The sequence below is a fragment of the Candidatus Kosakonia sp. 282A-S69 genome (assembly GCF_029433855.1).
GTDB lineage: Bacteria > Pseudomonadota > Gammaproteobacteria > Enterobacterales > Enterobacteriaceae > Kosakonia > Kosakonia cowanii_A.
The window spans coordinates 1,408,021-1,425,972 of the sequence record NZ_JAROAU010000003.1 but is presented as its reverse complement, the minus strand read 5'-3'; the positions used below and the strand labels follow the sequence as shown (position 1 = coordinate 1,425,972).

The 17,952-nt window shown below is 60.1% G+C and carries 16 protein-coding genes; 8 read left to right on the top strand and 8 right to left on the bottom strand.

Annotated elements, in window-relative coordinates; translation table 11 throughout:
- Positions 1-193: 193 nt before the first annotated feature.
- The 5 genes from PU683_RS12415 to PU683_RS12395 are packed head-to-tail and all read left to right on the top strand — an operon-like array spanning position 194 to position 5,060.
- Positions 194-1,516, top strand: coding sequence for an MFS transporter (locus PU683_RS12415; protein WP_277171877.1), 1,323 nt, complete (start codon positions 194-196; stop codon positions 1,514-1,516).
- A gap of 17 nt (positions 1,517-1,533) precedes the next feature.
- Entirely contained in the window at positions 1,534-2,697 is a 1,164-nt protein-coding gene (locus PU683_RS12410; protein WP_277171874.1) for a mandelate racemase/muconate lactonizing enzyme family protein, read from the top strand.
- A complete protein-coding gene (locus PU683_RS12405; RefSeq protein ID WP_277171873.1) occupies positions 2,691-3,587 on the top strand; it encodes a dihydrodipicolinate synthase family protein in 897 nt (298 codons plus the stop codon). Before PU683_RS12410 ends, PU683_RS12405 begins: the two co-directional genes overlap by 7 nt.
- On the top strand, positions 3,584-4,477 hold the full coding sequence (locus PU683_RS12400) for a 2-dehydro-3-deoxygalactonokinase (RefSeq protein ID WP_277171871.1): 894 nt from the start codon (positions 3,584-3,586) through the stop codon (positions 4,475-4,477). The genes PU683_RS12405 and PU683_RS12400 overlap by 4 nt, the downstream gene beginning before the upstream one ends.
- Entirely contained in the window at positions 4,467-5,060 is a 594-nt protein-coding gene (locus tag PU683_RS12395; RefSeq protein ID WP_277174282.1) for a beta/alpha barrel domain-containing protein, read from the top strand. The genes PU683_RS12400 and PU683_RS12395 overlap by 11 nt, the downstream gene beginning before the upstream one ends.
- On the opposite strand, the gene PU683_RS12390 is transcribed toward PU683_RS12395, so the two are convergent.
- Positions 5,040-5,741 carry a helix-turn-helix domain-containing protein gene (locus tag PU683_RS12390; protein ID WP_277171869.1) on the bottom strand — a complete coding sequence of 234 codons (702 nt, stop codon included), beginning with the start codon at positions 5,739-5,741 and terminating at the stop codon, positions 5,040-5,042. The genes PU683_RS12395 and PU683_RS12390 overlap by 21 nt on opposite strands.
- A gap of 355 nt (positions 5,742-6,096) precedes the next feature.
- Between PU683_RS12390 and PU683_RS12385 the strand changes: the two genes are divergently transcribed.
- Positions 6,097-6,603 (top strand): ferritin-like domain-containing protein, encoded by a 507-nt coding sequence (locus PU683_RS12385; RefSeq protein ID WP_277171867.1) that lies wholly within the window; start codon positions 6,097-6,099, stop codon positions 6,601-6,603.
- Positions 6,604-6,627: 24 nt separating this feature from the next.
- On the top strand, positions 6,628-7,506 hold the full coding sequence (locus PU683_RS12380; protein WP_277171865.1) for a manganese catalase family protein: 879 nt from the start codon (positions 6,628-6,630) through the stop codon (positions 7,504-7,506).
- Positions 7,507-7,551: 45 nt separating this feature from the next.
- Here PU683_RS12380 and PU683_RS12375 read toward each other — a convergent pair whose 3' ends face one another.
- Positions 7,552-8,388 carry an MBL fold metallo-hydrolase gene (locus PU683_RS12375; RefSeq protein WP_277171863.1) on the bottom strand — a complete coding sequence of 279 codons (837 nt, stop codon included), beginning with the start codon at positions 8,386-8,388 and terminating at the stop codon, positions 7,552-7,554.
- Between the two features lie 14 nt (positions 8,389-8,402).
- Entirely contained in the window at positions 8,403-9,152 is a 750-nt protein-coding gene (locus PU683_RS12370; protein ID WP_277171861.1) for an OBAP family protein, read from the bottom strand.
- 263 nt (positions 9,153-9,415) lie between these two features.
- On the opposite strand from PU683_RS12370, the gene katG reads away from it, so the two are divergent.
- Positions 9,416-11,605, top strand: coding sequence for a catalase/peroxidase HPI (gene katG, locus PU683_RS12365; protein WP_277171859.1), 2,190 nt, complete (start codon positions 9,416-9,418; stop codon positions 11,603-11,605).
- Positions 11,606-11,832: 227 nt separating this feature from the next.
- On the opposite strand, the gene PU683_RS12360 is transcribed toward katG, so the two are convergent.
- From PU683_RS12360 to fdhF, 5 genes are all read right to left on the bottom strand, one after another.
- On the bottom strand, positions 11,833-12,042 hold the full coding sequence (locus tag PU683_RS12360; RefSeq protein WP_277171857.1) for a hypothetical protein: 210 nt from the start codon (positions 12,040-12,042) through the stop codon (positions 11,833-11,835).
- A gap of 68 nt (positions 12,043-12,110) precedes the next feature.
- Entirely contained in the window at positions 12,111-13,097 is a 987-nt protein-coding gene (locus PU683_RS12355; protein WP_277171855.1) for a cytochrome d ubiquinol oxidase subunit II, read from the bottom strand.
- A 1-nt stretch (position 13,098) separates the two neighbouring features.
- Positions 13,099-14,481 (bottom strand): cytochrome ubiquinol oxidase subunit I, encoded by a 1,383-nt coding sequence (locus PU683_RS12350; RefSeq protein WP_277174281.1) that lies wholly within the window; start codon positions 14,479-14,481, stop codon positions 13,099-13,101.
- Positions 14,478-14,957: a helical membrane plugin domain-containing protein gene (locus PU683_RS12345; protein ID WP_277171853.1), complete on the bottom strand. Its 480-nt coding sequence runs from the start codon at positions 14,955-14,957 to the stop codon at positions 14,478-14,480. Before PU683_RS12345 ends, PU683_RS12350 begins: the two co-directional genes overlap by 4 nt.
- Positions 14,957-17,929: a formate dehydrogenase subunit alpha gene (gene fdhF / locus PU683_RS12340; RefSeq protein ID WP_277171851.1), complete on the bottom strand. Its 2,973-nt coding sequence runs from the start codon at positions 17,927-17,929 to the stop codon at positions 14,957-14,959. Before fdhF ends, PU683_RS12345 begins: the two co-directional genes overlap by 1 nt.
- Between the last annotated feature and the right edge of the window lie 23 nt (positions 17,930-17,952).

The window sequence follows — 17,952 nt, the reverse complement described above, 5'->3', positions numbered from 1 at the left end:
TTATCCGGCCTACAAAAGCGCATTGCATCCATGTAGGTAAACCTTACTGCTTCACTATATGAAGCACTTTCTCCGCGCAATTTTTGATAAGCCTCACGCAATGTGACATGCCGCTCGCCTGTCAGCCTGCGATCCCCAACACTCCCCGGACGATAACAACAACGCAGATACCCTACTCACTACGGGAGGCTCAATGGAGCACACCACCTCACAGCCGCGCACAGGCCTCGACGGCGCAGAGCAAAACGTGCCAGCCCGCCGCACCGCCAGGATCATGCTTTCGGCGGGCGTCGGGCACTTTATCGAATGGTTTGACTTTGGCCTGTACGGCACGCTGGCGGCGATCATCGCCAGCAACTTCTTCGTCAGCGACGACCCGGCGATCGGCCTGCTGAAATCCTTCGCCGTCTTCGGCTCCGGCTTCTTAATGCGCCCGCTCGGCGGCCTCTTCTTCGGTTCAATGGGCGACCGCCAGGGGCGGCGCAAAGTGCTGGTGACGGTGATTGTCATCACCTCCATCTCCACCTTTGTGATGGGCATCTTGCCCACCTTTCAGCAGGCCGGGATCATCGCGCCGATCCTGTTGGTGCTCACCCGTCTGGTACAGGGTTTCGCCGCCGGGGGCGAAAGCTCAGGCGTGATCACCTATCTCGCTGAAAGCGCACCGCCGCACCGCCGCGCGACGCTCACCTGCTGGAGCGAAAACTTCAGCTTTATGGCCTTTGTCTGCGGCTCCGGGCTGGTGCTGCTGCTCACTCATACCCTCGGCGAGGCGACGATGAACGACTGGGGCTGGCGCATCCCCTTCCTGCTCGCCGCCCCTCTCGGTCTCGGGGGGCTCTATATGCGCCGCAATATGGAAGACTCCGCCGAGTTCCATAAGCTAAAAGCCAGCGGCAAGCTTGAGTCCTCACCGCTGCGTAAAACCCTCTCCACCTCCATGACCGCCCTGCTGTTTTGCACCGGCTTTGTGGTGGTGAAAGCGGTGAGCAGCTGGGTGCTGCAATCCTTTATGCCGGGTTATCTCTCCACCCATCTGCACTACAGCCGCACCGACTCCTATCTCATCACCACCCTGGGGCTGCTGAGCGTGGCGGTCTGTATGCCGCTAACCGGCTATCTCTCCGATCGCTGGGGCCGGCGGCCGCTCATGTTAATGGGTTGCGGCGGCTTCATTCTTTTTACCTGGCCGGCCATGCTGCTGATGAGCCAGGGCTCGGTTGGCGCCTCGATTGCCGCCATGAGCCTGCTCGGCATCTTTGTCGCCATGTTTAACGGCGGCTGCGGCGCGGCGATGGTTGAGCTGTTCCCGACCGCCATCCGCTACGGCAGCATCGCCATCGCCTACAACCTCACCGTTGCGGTATTTGGCGGCGTGACGCCGTTCGCCTCGGCGGGGCTTATCACCCTGACCGGCGACCCGCTCTCACCGGCGTGGTACGTGATGGGCACTGCCCTTATCTCCTTTATTGTCGTGTGGATCGCCAAAGAGACCGCCGGCAAAGTCCTCGATTAACCTGACCTGGAGTCGTCATGAAGATCAGCCGTATCGACTGTTTCCCGCTCAAAATCACCGCGCCGCAGCCCTATCTCGGCGGCGAGGTGAAGGCGAGTGACAGCGATTATTACTACCGCCCGGAGTACCGCTGCGTCTATTCGCGCAAGATGGAGACCTGCCTTGTCAAAATCACCACCGACAGCGGTCACGTCGGCTGGGGCGAAGCCCTCGCCCCCGTCGTGCCGCAGGTGATCGCCGAGTTAATTACGCAACTCTTTGCACCGCTGTTAACCGGCCAGTCACCCTTTGCCAGCCAGGTGCTCAATGCGCGGATGTATGACGCGATGCGCGATCGCGGCCATATCACCGGGTATCACATCGACGCGCTGGCGGCAGTGGATATTGCGCTGTGGGATTTGAAAGGGCAGATCCTCGATCAGCCGGTTTACCAGTTGCTTGGCGGCGCGTTTCGCGAGCAGATCCCCTGCTATGTCTCCGGCCTGCCGGAGCCGGATCTCCCGGCGCGCTGCGCGCTGGCGTTGCGCTGGCAGCAGAAAGGGTTCAATGCCATCAAGCTGGCGCTCGGCTACGGCGTGCAGCAGGACATTGAGAATGTGCGTGCCATTCGCGACACCCTCGGGCCGCAAGCGACTCTCTTTCTCGATGCCCACTGGAACTACAGCGTGGCTCAGGCGGCGGAGCTGGCCAACGCGCTGCATCCTCTTGGCGTCGGTTTTCTTGAAGCGCCGCTGTTGCCGGAGGATATCGCCGGGCACCGCGAGCTGCGGGCAAAAAGCCCGCTGCCGATTGCGCTGGGCGAAACCGAGCGCACCCGCTACCAGTTCAGGCCCTTTATCGAGCAGCGGGCAATGGACATCGTGCAGCCGGACGTCGGGCGCACCGGCATTAGCGAGCTGATGCATATCGCCTCGCTTGCGCAGACCTGGAATTTACAGGTTGCGCCACACCTCAGCGTCGGCCTCGGCCCCTGTATCGCCGCCTCGATCCACGTCGCCGCCGCGCTGCCCAATCTTTTTATGCTTGAGTATCAGCCGCCGGTGTTTGAGCTTGCCAACCAGTTGCTCGATACGCCGCTGGTGTGCGAAGCGGGTCACTACGCCCTGCCGCAGGGTGCAGGTCTGGGGATTGCAGTCAATGAAGCGCGGGTGCGCGAATCGGTAATGGAGGTCACATGTTAAAGGGTAATGTGCCCATTCTGGCGACGGCGTTTGATGAGCATGGCGAGGTGGACTTAGGCTCCATCGAGAAGTTAGTGAAGTTTCTGCTGGCCCAGGGGATCGACGGGCTGGCGCTGTTTGGCAATGCGTCGGAAGGTTATGCGCTAACGACCGGGGAAAAAGAGGTGCTGTTTGCCTGTGTAAAACGTCTGACCGGCGCGTTGCCCCTTATTGCTGCCGCAGGTGGCGCCTCTGCGGTGGTGGCCATCGACGATATTCAGCGCGTACAGCGCTGGGGGGCGCAGGTGGCGATGGTCAACCCGCCGTCAGTGGTAAAACCTGGCCCGCAGGAGATCTATAACTTCTGGCGCGATATCTGCTCCGCCTGCGATATCGACATTATGGTGCAGGATGCGCCGCTGATGACCGGGGTGAACATCCCGGTGCCGACGATGGTGAAGTTGTGCGAGGATTTTCCCTCTATCAAATACATCAAGGTGGAGCAACCGCCGACCACGCTGAAGATCAGCGCCCTGAAGCAGGCGCTCGGCGATCGTGTCGGGCTGTTCGGCGGCCTGAATGGCGCTTTTCTCTATGAAGAGCTGCGCCGGGGGATTATCGGCACCATGCCCGCCTGCGAATTCCCGGAGGTCATTAACGCTATCCTTCACGCCTGGCAGCACGATAAGCAGCAGGCGCAGGCGATTTTTTACCGCTACCTCCCCTTCCTGCGCTACGGCGTACAGCCGGGGCTGGGGGTCGCCATTCACAAAACCGTGCTGCACCAGGCGGGAATTTTCGCCACCGATGTGGTGCGTGAACCGGCAAAGGGGCTTGACGAGGCGACCCGTGACGAACTGCGCGATCTTACCCATGCCCTGCCGCTGGCGGTGCTGGAGGCGAGCCGATGAACTACATCGCGGTGGACTGGGGCAGCAGCAATTTTCGCGCCCTCAGCGTGCGTAACGGCAAGGTGTTTCGCAGCGTGGAGGCCGGGTGCGGCGTGGGCAAATGCGCGCGCGAGGCGCTGCCCGATACTCTGCGTGAGCAGTTGCTGCGCCTTGAAGAGGGGTGGGATGAGACGCTGCCGGTGCTGTTATGCGGCATGGTCGGCAGCAATATTGGCCTGGCTGATGCGGGCTATCTGCCGTTGCCGCTCAGTTTTGCCCAGCTGACGGCAAAGGGGCGCGCGCTGCCGGGTATTCTGCCCAACCCCGTCACGCTACGCCCCGGTATTTGTGACCGGCGGGTGATGGAGATCTGTCGCGGGGAAGAGATGCAGCTCGCCGGTGCACTGACGCTGACCCCCGGCCAGACCTTCGCCGCCGTCGGCACCCACAGCAAATGGCTGACGGTCAACCGCGCGCAGCAGCAGGTGGAGAGCCTGCGCACCCTGATGACCGGCGAGCTCTGGAGCCTGGTGCTGAACCACTCGATAGTCGGCAAAGGGCTGCCGGAACAGTCGGCTTCAGACGAGGCGTTTCTGCGCGGTGTGGCCACCGCCCGGCAGGTGGAATCAGGGGAAACGACGCTGGTAAGCGAGCTGTTTCGCTGTCGCGGACACTATATTCTCGGCGATCTCGATCCGGCCGCTGCGGGCGCGTGGCTGTCAGGTTTATTGATCGCCCATGAGATCCTGCAGGGTCATCCACGCGCAGAAGCCGTCTGCTTTATTGGCAGCCGCGCGCTGCTGCCACGCTATGCCCTGGCCTGCGAGGCGCTCAGTCTGCCCTTCACTACCCTTGACGCAGAGCAGGCGCTGATCGCCGGGCTGAATGAGGTATTCCGTGATGAAACCTGAGCAGATTGTCGCCATCCTGCGCGGGATTGCCCCCGCTGAGTGCATCGAACAGGTGGCCTGCCTGCGCGATCACGGCATTACCACTATCGAGATCACGACCAACTCGCCGCAGTGGGAGAGCAGCCTGACGCGCGTGGCATCGGTGTTTGGCGACGCCGTCACGCTTGGGGCAGGAACCGTATTGACCGCGCAGCAGGTGGCTGCGTGCCGCGCGGCCGGGGCGCAGTTTATCCTGACGCCAAACCTCGATCCGCGAGTGGTGGAGGCAGCGCAGCAGCAGGGGCTGCGCGTCTGCGCCGGGGTGTTCAGCAGCAGTGAAATTTTTCGCGCCTGCGAACTGGGGGTAGATGTGCTGAAGATCTTCCCCGCCTCGGCGCTGCCGCTGAACTTTCCGCAGATGATCAAAGGCCCGCTCTCGAAAGCAGTGCCCTTCTCTGCGGTCGGCGGCGTAGAGATCGGTAATGCCGCCGCTTATCTGGCCCACTACGACAGCGTTGGCGTGGGTTCATCGCTCTACAGACCGGGGCAAACGACGGCGGTTACCGCGCAGCGCTGCCAGCAGTTACTCCACCGGGGGGAGTGATTCGCCGCTGATCTTGCGCGCGGCGGAGAGGAGAAACTGGCGCAGGGTGTCGATATTGACCTTATCGCCGGTAATGTTGGAGAGCGCAATCGCCGCCTGCATCCCCGGGATGATGCAGGCCAGCCGGTAATCCCCTGGCGCCCACGCCTTGCCAAACACCTGGTGCTGCCGCGCCTGCTCAATATCCTGCTGCAAAAGATGGTAATCGTGGATACCGATACGGTTAATGATCTCCTCATCGCTCAGGGTGGAGAGCAGCTTGATGCCAATGACTGAATCGCGCACCGGCCAGGAGGCATAATTGCCAATCGCGCGGGCGATGCTTTTGCCACCGCGCGTATGCAGCAGATAGACCACCTCGTTCCCGCTGAGCACGCCAATCACAATCGAGACGTTATGGCTGCCGGTCTCCTCCAGCATCTCCAGCGCGGCGGTGTAAAAGGCAGAGTGGTGGATCGCGCTGGCGGATAAGCGGTGGATGCCCATGCCGAGGCGATATTTGCGCTTCGCATCCTGCTGCACCATCTCTAATGCCAGTAAGGTCTGCATAAGACGGGTCACTTTGGCCGAGTCCAGCGCCAGTTCGCGAGCCATCTCACGAATGCCAAACGCGCGATTACCGGTCGCCAGTAAATTCAGACAGCGAAACGCATCAAATACCGTACTGTTTAATTTTGTCATTAATATTTTCTCTGCCGTTTCGCTTATTTGCCCCGCCCAGCATAACCCGCTTTGAGATTCTTCTCAATCTGGCCGTAATAACGGTTTTTTCCTCTCTAAATTTGACTAAAACGCAGCACCAGCTAGTTTTATTTGTGGGTGCGAAATATCTTCGCTTAATAATTAAATATCGATTTCAAACACAGGATTTTATTATTAGCCGATGACTTGCACATCTTTAAATTAACGACTAAGGCGAATCACTCCCGGTTCGTTATTCGAACAAAACATCACTGCGAAAATATTTTCGGTGCGAAAGCGAAACGCTGGCACACAATTCCCCTTACGCGAAAACGACGAAGAGAAGGATTACATTATGACACCTCAAGAAAATTATCATGACTGGTTACGTGATGCCCACGCGATGGAAAAACAGGCTGAGTCGATGCTGAAATCCATGAGCGAGCGTATCGATAACTACCCGGATCTGCGTGCCCGTATTGCCCAGCACCTGACCGAAACGCAGGGTCAGATCCAATTAATCGAAGAAGTTATGGATCGCAACGATATTAATCGTTCGGTCATGAAAGATGCCACCAGCAAAATGGCGGCGATGGGTCAGGCTTTCGGCGGAATGTTTGCACCGGATGAAGTCGTTAAAGGCTCCATCAGCAGCTACGTCTTTGAGCAATTTGAGATTGCTTGTTATACATCCCTTATCACCGCAGCGGAAAAAGCCGGTGATATCGCCAGCGTAGATATTTTCAAACGCATTCTTGCCGAAGAAGTGGCCATGGCTGAATGGGCGCTGAATCATATTCCGGATGTTACCGCTCAATTCCTGCTTCGCAGCGATGCGGATGGCGTAGAAGCGAAAAAATAATTATTAGAATTCAGGAGGCAAGCAATGTTTCGTCACGTAAAACAACTGCAATATACGGTTCGCGTCAGCGAGCCAAACCCGGGTCTCGCCAATCTGCTGCTTGAGCAGTTTGGCGGTCCACAGGGCGAACTGGCCGCGGCGTGCCGCTACTTTACTCAGGGTCTGGGTGATGATGATGCCGGGCGTAAAGAGATGCTGATGGATATCGCGACCGAAGAACTCAGCCACCTCGAAATCATCGGCTCGCTGGTCGGCATGCTGAACAAAGGGGCGAAAGGCGCGCTGGCGGAAGGCACCGAAAGCGAAGCGGAGCTCTACCGCTCCCTGACGCAGAACGGTAACGACAGCCATGTCACCTCCCTGCTCTACGGCGGTGGCCCGGCGCTGACCAACTCTGCGGGTAAACCGTGGACGGCGTCCTACATCGACACCATCGGCGAAGTCACCGCTGATTTGCGCTCCAACATTGCCGCCGAAGCGCGCGCAAAAATCATCTATGAGCGCTTGATCAACGTCACCGACGATCCGGGTGTGAAAGATGCACTCGGCTTCCTGATGACCCGTGAAGTGGCGCATATGATGTCGTTTGAGAAGGCGCTCTACTCCATTCGCAACAACTTCCCGCCGGGTAAACTGCCGCCGATTGAGCAGTACAGTAACGTCTACTACAACATGTCGGAAGGTGATGATCCGCGCGGAAGCTGGAACAGCGACGAGAACTTTGAGTATGTTGCTAATCCGCAGCCGGCCGTTGATGGTGGCGATGGTCTGATTACGGTGCAGCTGACACCGGAACAGCTGGCGATGGTGAAAGCGATGAGCGACCGCACCATGTCTGACCCGTCTGTTGAACCGATTACCGGCGTTGAGCTCGGTATCGGCGAACCGAAGCCGAAAAAGTAATTCCGCTTGCGGTTAACAAACACACCCCCTGCGGGGTGTGTTTTTTTATGCCCTGCCCTGCTGCAATGCACGCAGCTCAAGCGCATCATGGCTGCAAAAGAGCGTCAGATCCTCTTTATGGGCGCAGGAAAGTTCCCGCAGGCGCTGCTGGTTAACGCGGCGCGAGCGGTTATCCATCCCCATCATCCACTGATAGAAGCGCAGCCCCGGTGTGCAGTGGCGTTCAGGACGCCCCATCTCTTCACGGTAGAACCACGCATCCCCGCCGTGCAGCAACCACCCTTCCGGGCGCTGGATCGCCACGCCTGCATGACCCGGCGTATGCCCGGCAAGGGGCACCAGCAGGATCTCCGGCGGCAGACCACGCAGCGCCGTGACCGCCTCAAAACCAAACCACTTTTCCCACTGTGGCGCATAACCGTGCCAGCCGGAGCGCGCGCTCCACTGACCCGGCCGGTAGCGCTCGCGCTGGAGCCAGCTGTGACGCTGCTGGGCGGTGTCGATCTCCTGCTGCATCAGGTGTACCTGCGCATGCGGAAAATCGGTCAGGCCACCGGCATGGTCAAAGTCGAGATGCGTCAGCACGATATGGCGCACATCTTCCGCCCTGAAACCGAGCGCCTGAATGCGCGACAGCGCGGTCAGCTCCTCACGGCGCTGGATGTTGTTCAGCAGGCGAAAGAAGCCCGACAGACGGCGCTGCGGCGCCTGCATATCGTCGCGGCCAAAACCGGTATCGACCAGCACCAGCCCGTCGCGGTCAGTCTCTATCAGCAGACAGTGGCAGACCAGGTGGGCATGCAGCCCTTTGCTGAAGCCATCGTATAGCGCGCCGCCGAGCGGGCACATGCACCCGCAGTTAAGGTGATGGACGATCATCATGACCTCCTGAAGCGTCAGTGGGTATGGGATGCGCTATCCGAAACCGGCACCACGCGAAGCTGTACCGCCTCCCCCCGCTCCCAGGCATCTGCGCCCTTGGCGACAGGATGTGCGGGAAGGTCAGCGCGCTCGGCTTTGATCGCCTGGGTGTTGATATCGAAGCGGCGATCGCGATCGACCAGCAGCGCCGGGTTGAGCTGCCCGTCAGCGGTAAAGCCCATCATGAGCGCCGGTGTGCCGAGCGGCAGGGTTTTATCGCGATCTGTGTGCCAGGTGTGGAAGGTTTTGCCATAGGTGTTGACGATTTTGCTCATCAGCGCCTTATCTGCCACCGCAGGGAGGCCCGGTGCCACCAGGGTGCCGGATTTCACCTCATAGCGATGGCTGTGCCAGAGCTTCTTCTCTTCCGCGGGCAGGGTTTTGAACAGCCGCTCGCTGATGATGTACTCCACGCCCATCAGCCGCGCATCGCGCGTGTTGCCGTCGTAAATCACCGCCTGCATCACATCCTCATTTAATACCGTGACATAGTGGTGTGCCTCCATCTGCCCCTTCTGGTTGCCGCTGTAGAAGTGGAAACCATCCAGATAGGTGCTGATGGCGTCAATCGGCGGGCGGGACTGCATCACCGCCGCGCCGGTCTCCAGCGTCTGTAATTTACCCGACGTTTTTTCACCAGGGATCGGCGTCTGCGGCGGGGTGTTATTGGCGTTGCATCCGGCAAGAGCGAGGGGAAGTACGAGGTACAGAGCCAGCCTTTTCATTGTCTCTCCTTTGAACATGATCTGGAGTAATGAGGGTAGCCCATTGCGGCTATTCAGCCAGTAAAATGCGCAAATCAGATCGGCGCAAACGCAGCGGTGGCGCGGCTTGCGCGATATATCGCTATCCATAACCCGCCGCCAGCCTGCGAAACGGTCTGTTTTTTAGGAAAGGTATTAACTATCAAATCCGTAGATTCATCCAAGTACCTTTAACTGTGACGGCGGGATATCGTAACGGCATACGTAAGCCAATGGAGCCAGTTATGAGCACGTCAGACGAGACTAACCGCGATGCCGCGATGGGCAAATGCCCCTTTCATCAGGAAGCCAGCAAGCCGGACACCAAAAGCAGCGGCCCGACCACTAACCGTGACTGGTGGCCGAACCAACTGCGTGTCGATCTGTTAAATCAACACTCCAGCCGCTCTAACCCGCTGGGCGAGCAGTTCAACTACCGCGAAGCCTTTAAACAACTCGATTACAGCGCCCTCAAAGCCGATATTCGCGGCGTGCTCACCGACTCCCAGGAGTGGTGGCCCGCAGACTGGGGCAGCTACATTGGTCTCTTTATTCGTATGGCCTGGCACAGCGCGGGTACCTACCGCACCGTTGACGGACGCGGCGGCTCCGGCCGTGGTCAGCAGCGTTTCGCCCCGCTCAACTCCTGGCCTGATAACGTCAGCCTCGACAAAGCCCGCCGCCTGCTGTGGCCGGTTAAACAGAAGTATGGGCAGCAGATCTCCTGGGCCGATTTGATGATCCTTGCCGGTAACGTGGCGCTGGAGAACTCTGGCTTCCGCACCTTTGGTTTTGGCGCAGGCCGCGAAGATGTCTGGGAACCGGATATGGACGTGGACTGGGGCAGCGAGAAGGAGTGGCTGACCCACCGCCACCCGGAAAGCCTGGCGCAGGCCGCCATTGGCGCGACCGAGATGGGGCTGATCTATGTCAACCCGGAAGGGCCGAACGCCAGCGGGGAACCGATCTCTGCCGCCGCGGCGATCCGTGCGACCTTTGGCAATATGGGCATGAACGACGAAGAGACCGTGGCGCTGATCGCTGGTGGTCATACGCTGGGTAAAACCCACGGTGCGGCCCACGCGCCGGATTATGTCGGTGCCGACCCGGAGACCGCGCCGCTGGAAGCGCAGGGGCTTGGCTGGAGCAGCAGTTATGGCAGCGGCGTAGGCGCGGATGCCATCACCTCCGGGCTGGAAGTGGCCTGGACGCAAACCCCGACGCAATGGAGCCACTACTTCTTCGAGAACCTGTTCAAATATGAGTGGGTGCAGACCCGCAGCCCGGGCGGTGCAATCCAGTTTGAAGCGGTCGATGCTGAAGCTGTGATCCCGGATCCGTTCGATCCGGCGAAAAAACGTAAACCGACAATGCTGGTCACAGACCTGACGCTGCGTTTTGACCCCGGGTTCGAGAAAATTTCCCGCCGCTTCCTTAACGATCCGCAGGCGTTTAACGAAGCGTTTGCCCGCGCGTGGTTCAAACTGACTCACCGCGATATGGGGCCGAAATCACGCTACATTGGCCCGGAAGTACCGAAAGAAGATCTGATTTGGCAGGATCCGCTGCCGGCGGCGGTGCATCAGCCGAACGGCGCGGATATTGCCAGCCTGAAAGCCGCCATTGCTGAGTCTGGCCTGTCGGTGAGCGAACTGGTCTCCGTGGCCTGGGCCTCCGCCTCCACCTTCCGGGGTGGCGACAAACGCGGCGGCGCTAACGGTGCGCGTCTGGCGCTGGCGCCGCAGAGTGGCTGGGCAGTGAACGCTATTGCAGCGAAAGCGCTGCCCGCCCTGCAAAGCATTCAGCAAACCTCCGGCAAAGCCTCGCTGGCGGATGTGATTGTGCTGGCAGGCGTGGTCGGCGTGGAAAAAGCCGCAGCTGCAGCCGGGGTGCAGGTCACCGTTCCCTTTACGCCAGGCCGCGTGGATGCACGTCAGGATCAGACCGACGTCGACGCCTTTGCCTTAATGGAGCCGCTGGCCGATGGTTTCCGTAACTATCGCCGCGTCTGGGATGGTGTCAGCACCGAAACGCTGCTGGTGGACAAAGCCCAGCAGCTGACCTTAACCGCGCCGGAGATGACTGCGCTGGTCGGCGGTCTGCGTGCCCTGGGTGCTAACTATGATGGCAGCAAGCACGGCATCTTTACTGACCATGTTGGCGTACTGAATACCGACTTCTTCGTAAATCTGCTCGATATGCGCACCGTCTGGCAGGCGAGCGATGAGAAAGGCGAACTGTTCGAAGGCCGCGATCGTCGCAGCGGTGAGGTGAAGTATACCGCCACCCGCGCTGACCTGGTGTTTGGCTCCAACTCGGTGCTGCGCGCTCTGGCGGAAGTCTATGCCAGCGCCGACGGTAAAGAGAAGTTTGTCACCGACTTCGTCGCTGCCTGGACGAAAGTGATGAATCTGGATCGCTTCGACCTGCTGTAATCTCGCTTCACCACACAAGCCTGCGCCACCTGCAAAGGGGCGCAGGCTTTTTTTGGCAAAAAAATCCCGGCAGGCTGCCGGGAAAAGTGTGTGATAACGAGTTAAGTGCGGCGGCAAACGGGCCGCCAAAAACAGGGGTAACAACAGATCAAGCCGCAGGCTTTCCGGCAGGCTTGCGTTCATTAAAAGAGAGAATTGTCACGCCGGTATGACAGCCGCGTGGCATTTTAACCCGAGGTGTGGGAACTCTCCTGCTCCAGCGTCAGCACAAAATGGCGATCGTGGCGCTCAATTTTCGCCCCGCTCAAACCATAGTTGGTTGTTAACATAAAAAAGGTATCGGCATCGACATCAAACGCCAGCTCCACCTGCTGATATTTGCCCGATGTCGCCATCTGATACGCCTGTTTCAGGTTGTACGCTTTTGCTCTGGACATGAAGCCCTCTCCGCGCAGTGCCGTTGTATAAATCTTCGCCCCTAATCTTATAGACCGCTTTTGCCAAACTAGCCGCCAATTTTTCCACTAAATAACCGAAAGCCCCAGGTGTTATAGAGCAGCGTGACCGGCACCAACAGACCATAACTGATCAGCAGGAATTTTTGCGTGGTGGGCGGTGCCGCCGCCTGGCTGAGAGTCAGATGCGGCGGCACGATCCAGGGAAACAGCGTGAAGGCCAGCACGCAAAACGCCACGCTGACCATCACCAGCACGCCGAGCAGTGGCATAAAATCGCGCCCTTTACGCAGACCAACGACAAACAGCGCCATGCCCGCAAGAGCCACGGCGAGAGAGGGTCCCCACAGTAGCGGGTTGAGCAGATGCTGCCGCCAGCTCTCCTGCAACTCTGCGCACCACACCAGCAGCCCCGCCACCATTAACAGGCTGACCAGTGCCACCCTCGGCAAAACGCGCCGCGCCCATGCGCGCAGCTCGCCCGTCATACGCCACACCAGCCAGCCCGCGCCAAGCCACGCATAGCCCGCCACCAGCGCCACGCCGCAGTAAAGGGGAAAAGGCCGCAGCCAGGCGAACGCGCTGCCGGTAAACTGCTGCCCGTCGGTGGCGATCCCCTGCATCAGCGCGCCGACCACCACGCCCTGCGCCAGCGCGCAGAGCAGCGAGCCGCTAAAGAGCATCGCGTCGAAAAGCCGCGGCGCGTGGGGGCGAAACTCAATTGCCATGCCGCGCACCACCAGCGCCAGCATCATCACAAACAGCGGGATATAGAGCGCGCTCAGCACGATGCCGTAGGCCAGCGGAAAGAGCCCGAGCAGGCCGCCTGCCGCCAGCACCAGCCAGGTTTCATTCCCGTCCCACACAGGCAGCAGCGAGAGGTTGATATCCTGGCGCGCCTGCGGGTTGCGCTGAAATCCGGTGAGAAGCCCGGCCCCCAGATCGGTGCCATCCAAAAGAACATAGATCAGCAGACTGCCTGCCAGCGCCATGGCGGAGAGGGTCTCAAGCCAGGGAAAACCGAAGAGGGTCAACATGCTACTGCCCCCCCTTTCCGCTACGCTGCGCCACTTCCGGCGCCGGACCTGCTTCATCCCCGGTGGGCAAGTGCGCCATCAGTTTGAGTAAAAACCACAGGCCGAGGGCGAAGACCAGCAGGTAGACCAGCACGGTGGCGATAAGCGACCCGAGCACCAGCGGCGCGCTCACCGGCGAAACGCTCTCGGCGGTGCGCAGCACGCCGTACACGCTCCACGGCTGGCGTCCACTCTCCGTGACCCACCAGCCAGCGAGCATCGCGACAAACCCAGCGGGTGCCATCAGCACCATCACGCGCTGCAACCAGCGTGCCTGCCACAGCCGGCCGCGCAGGCGCACCACCAGGCCTGCGATCCCGGTGGTCAGCATCAAAAAGCCGAGGCCAACCATCAGGCGAAAGGCCCAAAACACGCCGGGTACCCATGGCAGATCTGCTGGCGGATATTGATTAAGGGTATGGATGCGCCCCTGCAAATTGTGCCGCAAATAGAGCGAGCCAATATCGGGAATGGCGACTTCATAGTGGTTACGCCGCGCCTGCATATCCGGCAGCGCAAAGAGACGCAGCGGCTCGCCCTTGCCCGCCGGTGGCGGATCCCAGGCCCCCTCCATCGCCGCCAGTTTGATGGGTTGATGATCGCGGGTATTCTCACCGTGCAGATCCCCCAGCACCGCCTGCAACGGTGCCAGCACCACCAGTATCCACAACCCCTGCGAGAACATTGTGCGTGCGGGTACAGCACGCGCGTCACGCAGCAGATGCCATGCGCCACAGGCCGTCACCAGGCAGGCGGTACCGAGCAAAGCCGCTACTGTCATATGCGCCAGCCGCCACGGGAAGGAGGGGTTGAAAATGGCCGCCCACCAGTCGACGGGCAGAAAGCGACCGTCGGCTGCCAGCGTGTAGCCATCCGGCGTCTGCATCCATGAATTGGCGGCAAGGATCCAGAAGGCGCTAAACAGCGTGCCGAGAGCGACAATGGTGGTGGACATAAAGTGTATCCACGGGCGCACGCGGCCCATGCCAAAGAGCATCACCCCCATAAACCCCGCTTCGAGGAAGAAGGCGACGAGGATCTCCATATACATCATCGGCCCGAGTATCGCCCCGGCGCGGCTGGAGAGTGCGCTCCAGTTGGTGCCAAAGACAAACTCCCCCACCACGCCGGTGACCACGCCGACCGCCACGTTGAGGGCGAAGATCTTGCTCCAGTAGCGCCAGAGCGAGAGCCAGAGTGGCTCCCTGCGCCACAGCCACATCCCCTCCAGAAACATCAGAAAGAGCGCGAGGCCGACGGTGAAGGCTGCCAGCACAATGTGAAAGCCAATGGTGAAGGCAAACTGGCTGCGCGCCAGCAGCAGGGCGAACTCCTGGCTCATTATGCGTCGCTGGGCTTGCCGGTAAAGGCGGAGATCGGTTTATCCACCGGCTCCTCCATACGCCGCGAAAAGGCTTTCAGCCCCTGCAACAGCGGCTGCACGGCCCCCCACAGCTCATCATCCTGCAACATCTTCCATACCCCCTGCACGCCGGGCGCTTTGCGCTGCTCCTGCGACGACGGCTGGCTGAAGGCGTCGGCCATATCGCGCAGGCCAAAGGCCAGCTTATACATCTTGTCCGGCGAGACGCTGGAGAGCGCCATCAGTAATACCGAAATATTTTGCAGGGCGTTAAGTGTCCCTTCGCGCTGTAACCCCTTCACCAACACCTGGGCTATCTCATTATTGGCGCCGACCAGATCGTTGGCGAGGCGCAGCACGCCATGTTGGTGCAATGTCTGGAGTAAACGCTCCAGCTCTTCATGGGCATCGGGGCCGATTTTGGCCGGCTCCGGCTGATAATCAATTGCTTTAGCCATTAGAATTTCTCCGGATGGGGTTCGCGTGCGGGGGGCTGGCGGTAGTCGTCGCGCTGCCACTTCTCTTCGACAGGCACTTTATCAATCGGCGTGCGGCTGCCGTGGCGGAAATTGTGTTTCGGTAACGGGTCGGGCAGCGGCGGACGATCCAGCAGCGTCATGCGCACCGCCAGCTCTTTATAGGCCGGGGTATTTACCTGCGGATCGTGGTGTTCGCCGGTGAGGAGATTGACGCCCTCCTTGCCGTGATGAATAGGAATAAAGAGCGCATTGCCCGCCACGCGATCGGTGATCACCACCGGCACCTCGATCTCGCCGCGACGGGAAGTGAGTCTGACCCAGCTTCCCTCCTGCAAACCGCGCGCGGTGGCAAGGGTCGGGCTGACCTCAACAAACCAGTTCGGCGACAGGCTGGTGGTGCGCCCGCCCTGCCCGCTCTGATTAGTGGACTGGAAGTGCTCCAGCATGCGGCCATTGTTGAGATGCAGATCGTACTCCTCATCGGCACTCTCCTCCGGCGCGCTCCAGTTCAGCGGGTAGAGGTTTGCGCGGCCGTCCGGGGTGTTAAAGCGCTCGGTATAGAGCAGCGGCGTGCTGGTGCCATCCGCGTGCACTGGCCAGATCTGCGATTTCCATCCTTCGAGACGCTGATAGCTGACGCCCGCGAAGCTCTGCGCAATGCTCGCCGCCTCATGCATAATCTCCTGCGGATGTTGATATCCCCAGTCATGACCCATACGTGCGGCGAGCTGCGTGAGGATCTGCCAGTCCGGGCGGCTGTCGCCCAGCGGCGGCATCACCGGGTAGAAGCGCTGGATGCGCCGCTCGGTATTGACAAAGCTGCCCTCCTTTTCCACGCTCGGGCAACCGGGGAGCACCACGTCGGCAAACTGCGCCGTGCGGCTGAGAAAGAGATCCTGCACCACCAGGAAATCCAGATCGGTAAAGCCCTGATGCACGTTATGGGCATCGGCGTCGGCGAAGGCGGTATCTTCACCGATCACGTACATGGCGCGGATCTGCTTGTGGCGCGCCATCTGCACCATCATAAAGTTGTCCTCTCCTGCTTTTAGCGAAAGCCTCTCTGCCGGCACGCCCCAGGCTTTTGCCCACTTCGCACGCACGGCAGGATCGCTGACAGGCTCATAGCCGGGGTAGAAGTTTTTCAGGCAGCCAAAGTCGCTCGCCCCCTGCACATTATTATGTCCGCGCATCGGATAGCCGCCAGTTCCTGGCCGCCCATAGTTGCCGGTCACCAGTAACAGGTTGGAGAGCGCGGTGCTGGCATCCGCGCCGTGCCTGTGTTGCGTGATGCCCATCGCCCACATGATGCAGACACGCCCGGCTTTGCCGATCATCTCCGCAGCGCGGGTGAGCAGCTCAGGCGATAAGCCGGTCTGCTCAGCGGCGAAATCGAGGGTAAAGGGGGCCAGCGACTGGCGGTACTCCTCCACGTTATTCACCCGATGGGTGAGAAACGCCTCATCGGCATAGCCGTTATCAAACATGTAGCGCGACATGGCGCTGGCCCATGCGAGATCGCTCCCTGGCTGAATGCGCAGGTGCAGATCGGCGCGCTCTGCCATCTCATGCCGGCGCGGGTCAACCACCAGCCACTGCTGCCCGTGGTGTTTTTTCGCCGCTTTCAGCCGCGAGGCGATCACCGGGTGGTTTTCGGCAGTGTTGCTGCCAACCATGATCACCAGATCGGCCTTGATCAAATCCTCAATGGTGCCGGCATCACCGCCGTAGCCGACGGTGCGGAACAGCCCCTCTGTGGCCGGGTTCTGGCAGTAACGGGAGGAGTTATCGACGCTGTTGGTGCCAATGATGGCGCGGGCCATTTTCTGCGTCAGGTAGGCCTCTTCATTGCTGCCTTTACTGGAGCCGATAAAACCAATGCTGTCCGGGCCATGGCTGTCGCGGATCGCCAGCAGGCGTTTCGCCACCAGATCGAGCGCCTCATCCCAGCTTGCCGGGCGGAAGCGGTCGTTTTCGCGGATAAGTGGCGTGGTGATGCGCTCGGGGCTATTGATAAAATCCCAGGAGAATTTGCCCTTTACGCAGGTAGAGATGCTGTTCACCGGCGCTTCAACGCTCGGCTGAACCTTTAACAGATGGCGATCGCGGGTCCACATCTCAAAGGAGCAGCCGACGCCGCAGTAGGTGCAGACGGTTTTGGTACGTTTGATCTCCTGCTGGCGCAGGTGGGTATCGATCACCGAAACGCCGGAGATAATCTCCGCCCCGGTGGTGTTTTCCAGCGTTTTGATAATGTCGATCAGCGGGCGCTTCAGCGACGGGCGCATGGAGGTGAACGGCCCGGCGTCGGGCTGCATGCTCTTCTCCATCAGCGCATTGCAGGGGCAGACCGTCACGCAGTGCCCACAGCTGACACAGCTGGAGCCGGCAATTTGTGTGCCGCCATCCCACAATACGCGCGGGTGGGCCATGGTGTAGTCGATGCTGAGCGTTTCGTTCACCTCGACATTCTGGCAGGCATCGACGCAGCGACCACAGAGAATGCACTGATCGGGATCGTAGGTGTAAAAGGGGTTGGAGTGATCTTTCACATAGGGTTTGCGCTCAAACGGGTAGCGCTGAATCGGGATATGCATATCCACCACGGTGTTATGCAGCGTGCAGTCGCCGGTGTTGTGCTCGCAGACAGTGCAGTAGAGCTCATGCTTCGCCAGCAGCCGATCCATCCCCTCTTCTCGCGCTGCGCGGGCCGGGGCGTTCGCCGAATTAACCACCAACCCCTCGTGGCTGCGCAAGGTACAGCCGCGCACCAGCTCCCCCTCCGACTCCACCCAGCAGACGTCGCATGTTTGCAGCGGATCGAGCGCCGGGTGGTAACAGACGTGGGGGAGTTTCACATTACAGTGTTCAAGGAAGGGGATCAGCGGCATGTTCGCCGGGCCAATAAGGGGCTTACCATCATAAATGACGGTACATTTTTGCAGGCTCATGTTACTTCCTCACCAATAAAGGG

What these genes read in the sequence shown, in the direction of transcription:
- PU683_RS12415 (WP_277171877.1), top strand. Translation starts at nt 194, where the DNA reads ATGGAGCACACCACCTCACAGCCGCGCACAGGCCTCGACGGCGCAGAG.
- PU683_RS12410 (WP_277171874.1), top strand. Translation starts at nt 1,534, where the DNA reads ATGAAGATCAGCCGTATCGACTGTTTCCCGCTCAAAATCACCGCGCCG.
- PU683_RS12405 (WP_277171873.1), top strand. Translation starts at nt 2,691, where the DNA reads ATGTTAAAGGGTAATGTGCCCATTCTGGCGACGGCGTTTGATGAGCAT.
- PU683_RS12400 (WP_277171871.1), top strand. Translation starts at nt 3,584, where the DNA reads ATGAACTACATCGCGGTGGACTGGGGCAGCAGCAATTTTCGCGCCCTC.
- PU683_RS12395 (WP_277174282.1), top strand. Translation starts at nt 4,467, where the DNA reads ATGAAACCTGAGCAGATTGTCGCCATCCTGCGCGGGATTGCCCCCGCT.
- PU683_RS12390 (WP_277171869.1), bottom strand. Translation starts at nt 5,741, where the DNA reads ATGACAAAATTAAACAGTACGGTATTTGATGCGTTTCGCTGTCTGAAT.
- PU683_RS12385 (WP_277171867.1), top strand. Translation starts at nt 6,097, where the DNA reads ATGACACCTCAAGAAAATTATCATGACTGGTTACGTGATGCCCACGCG.
- PU683_RS12380 (WP_277171865.1), top strand. Translation starts at nt 6,628, where the DNA reads ATGTTTCGTCACGTAAAACAACTGCAATATACGGTTCGCGTCAGCGAG.
- PU683_RS12375 (WP_277171863.1), bottom strand. Translation starts at nt 8,388, where the DNA reads ATGATGATCGTCCATCACCTTAACTGCGGGTGCATGTGCCCGCTCGGC.
- PU683_RS12370 (WP_277171861.1), bottom strand. Translation starts at nt 9,152, where the DNA reads ATGAAAAGGCTGGCTCTGTACCTCGTACTTCCCCTCGCTCTTGCCGGA.
- katG (WP_277171859.1), top strand. Translation starts at nt 9,416, where the DNA reads ATGAGCACGTCAGACGAGACTAACCGCGATGCCGCGATGGGCAAATGC.
- PU683_RS12360 (WP_277171857.1), bottom strand. Translation starts at nt 12,042, where the DNA reads ATGTCCAGAGCAAAAGCGTACAACCTGAAACAGGCGTATCAGATGGCG.
- PU683_RS12355 (WP_277171855.1), bottom strand. Translation starts at nt 13,097, where the DNA reads ATGTTGACCCTCTTCGGTTTTCCCTGGCTTGAGACCCTCTCCGCCATG.
- PU683_RS12345 (WP_277171853.1), bottom strand. Translation starts at nt 14,957, where the DNA reads ATGGCTAAAGCAATTGATTATCAGCCGGAGCCGGCCAAAATCGGCCCC.
- fdhF (WP_277171851.1), bottom strand. Translation starts at nt 17,929, where the DNA reads ATGAGCCTGCAAAAATGTACCGTCATTTATGATGGTAAGCCCCTTATT.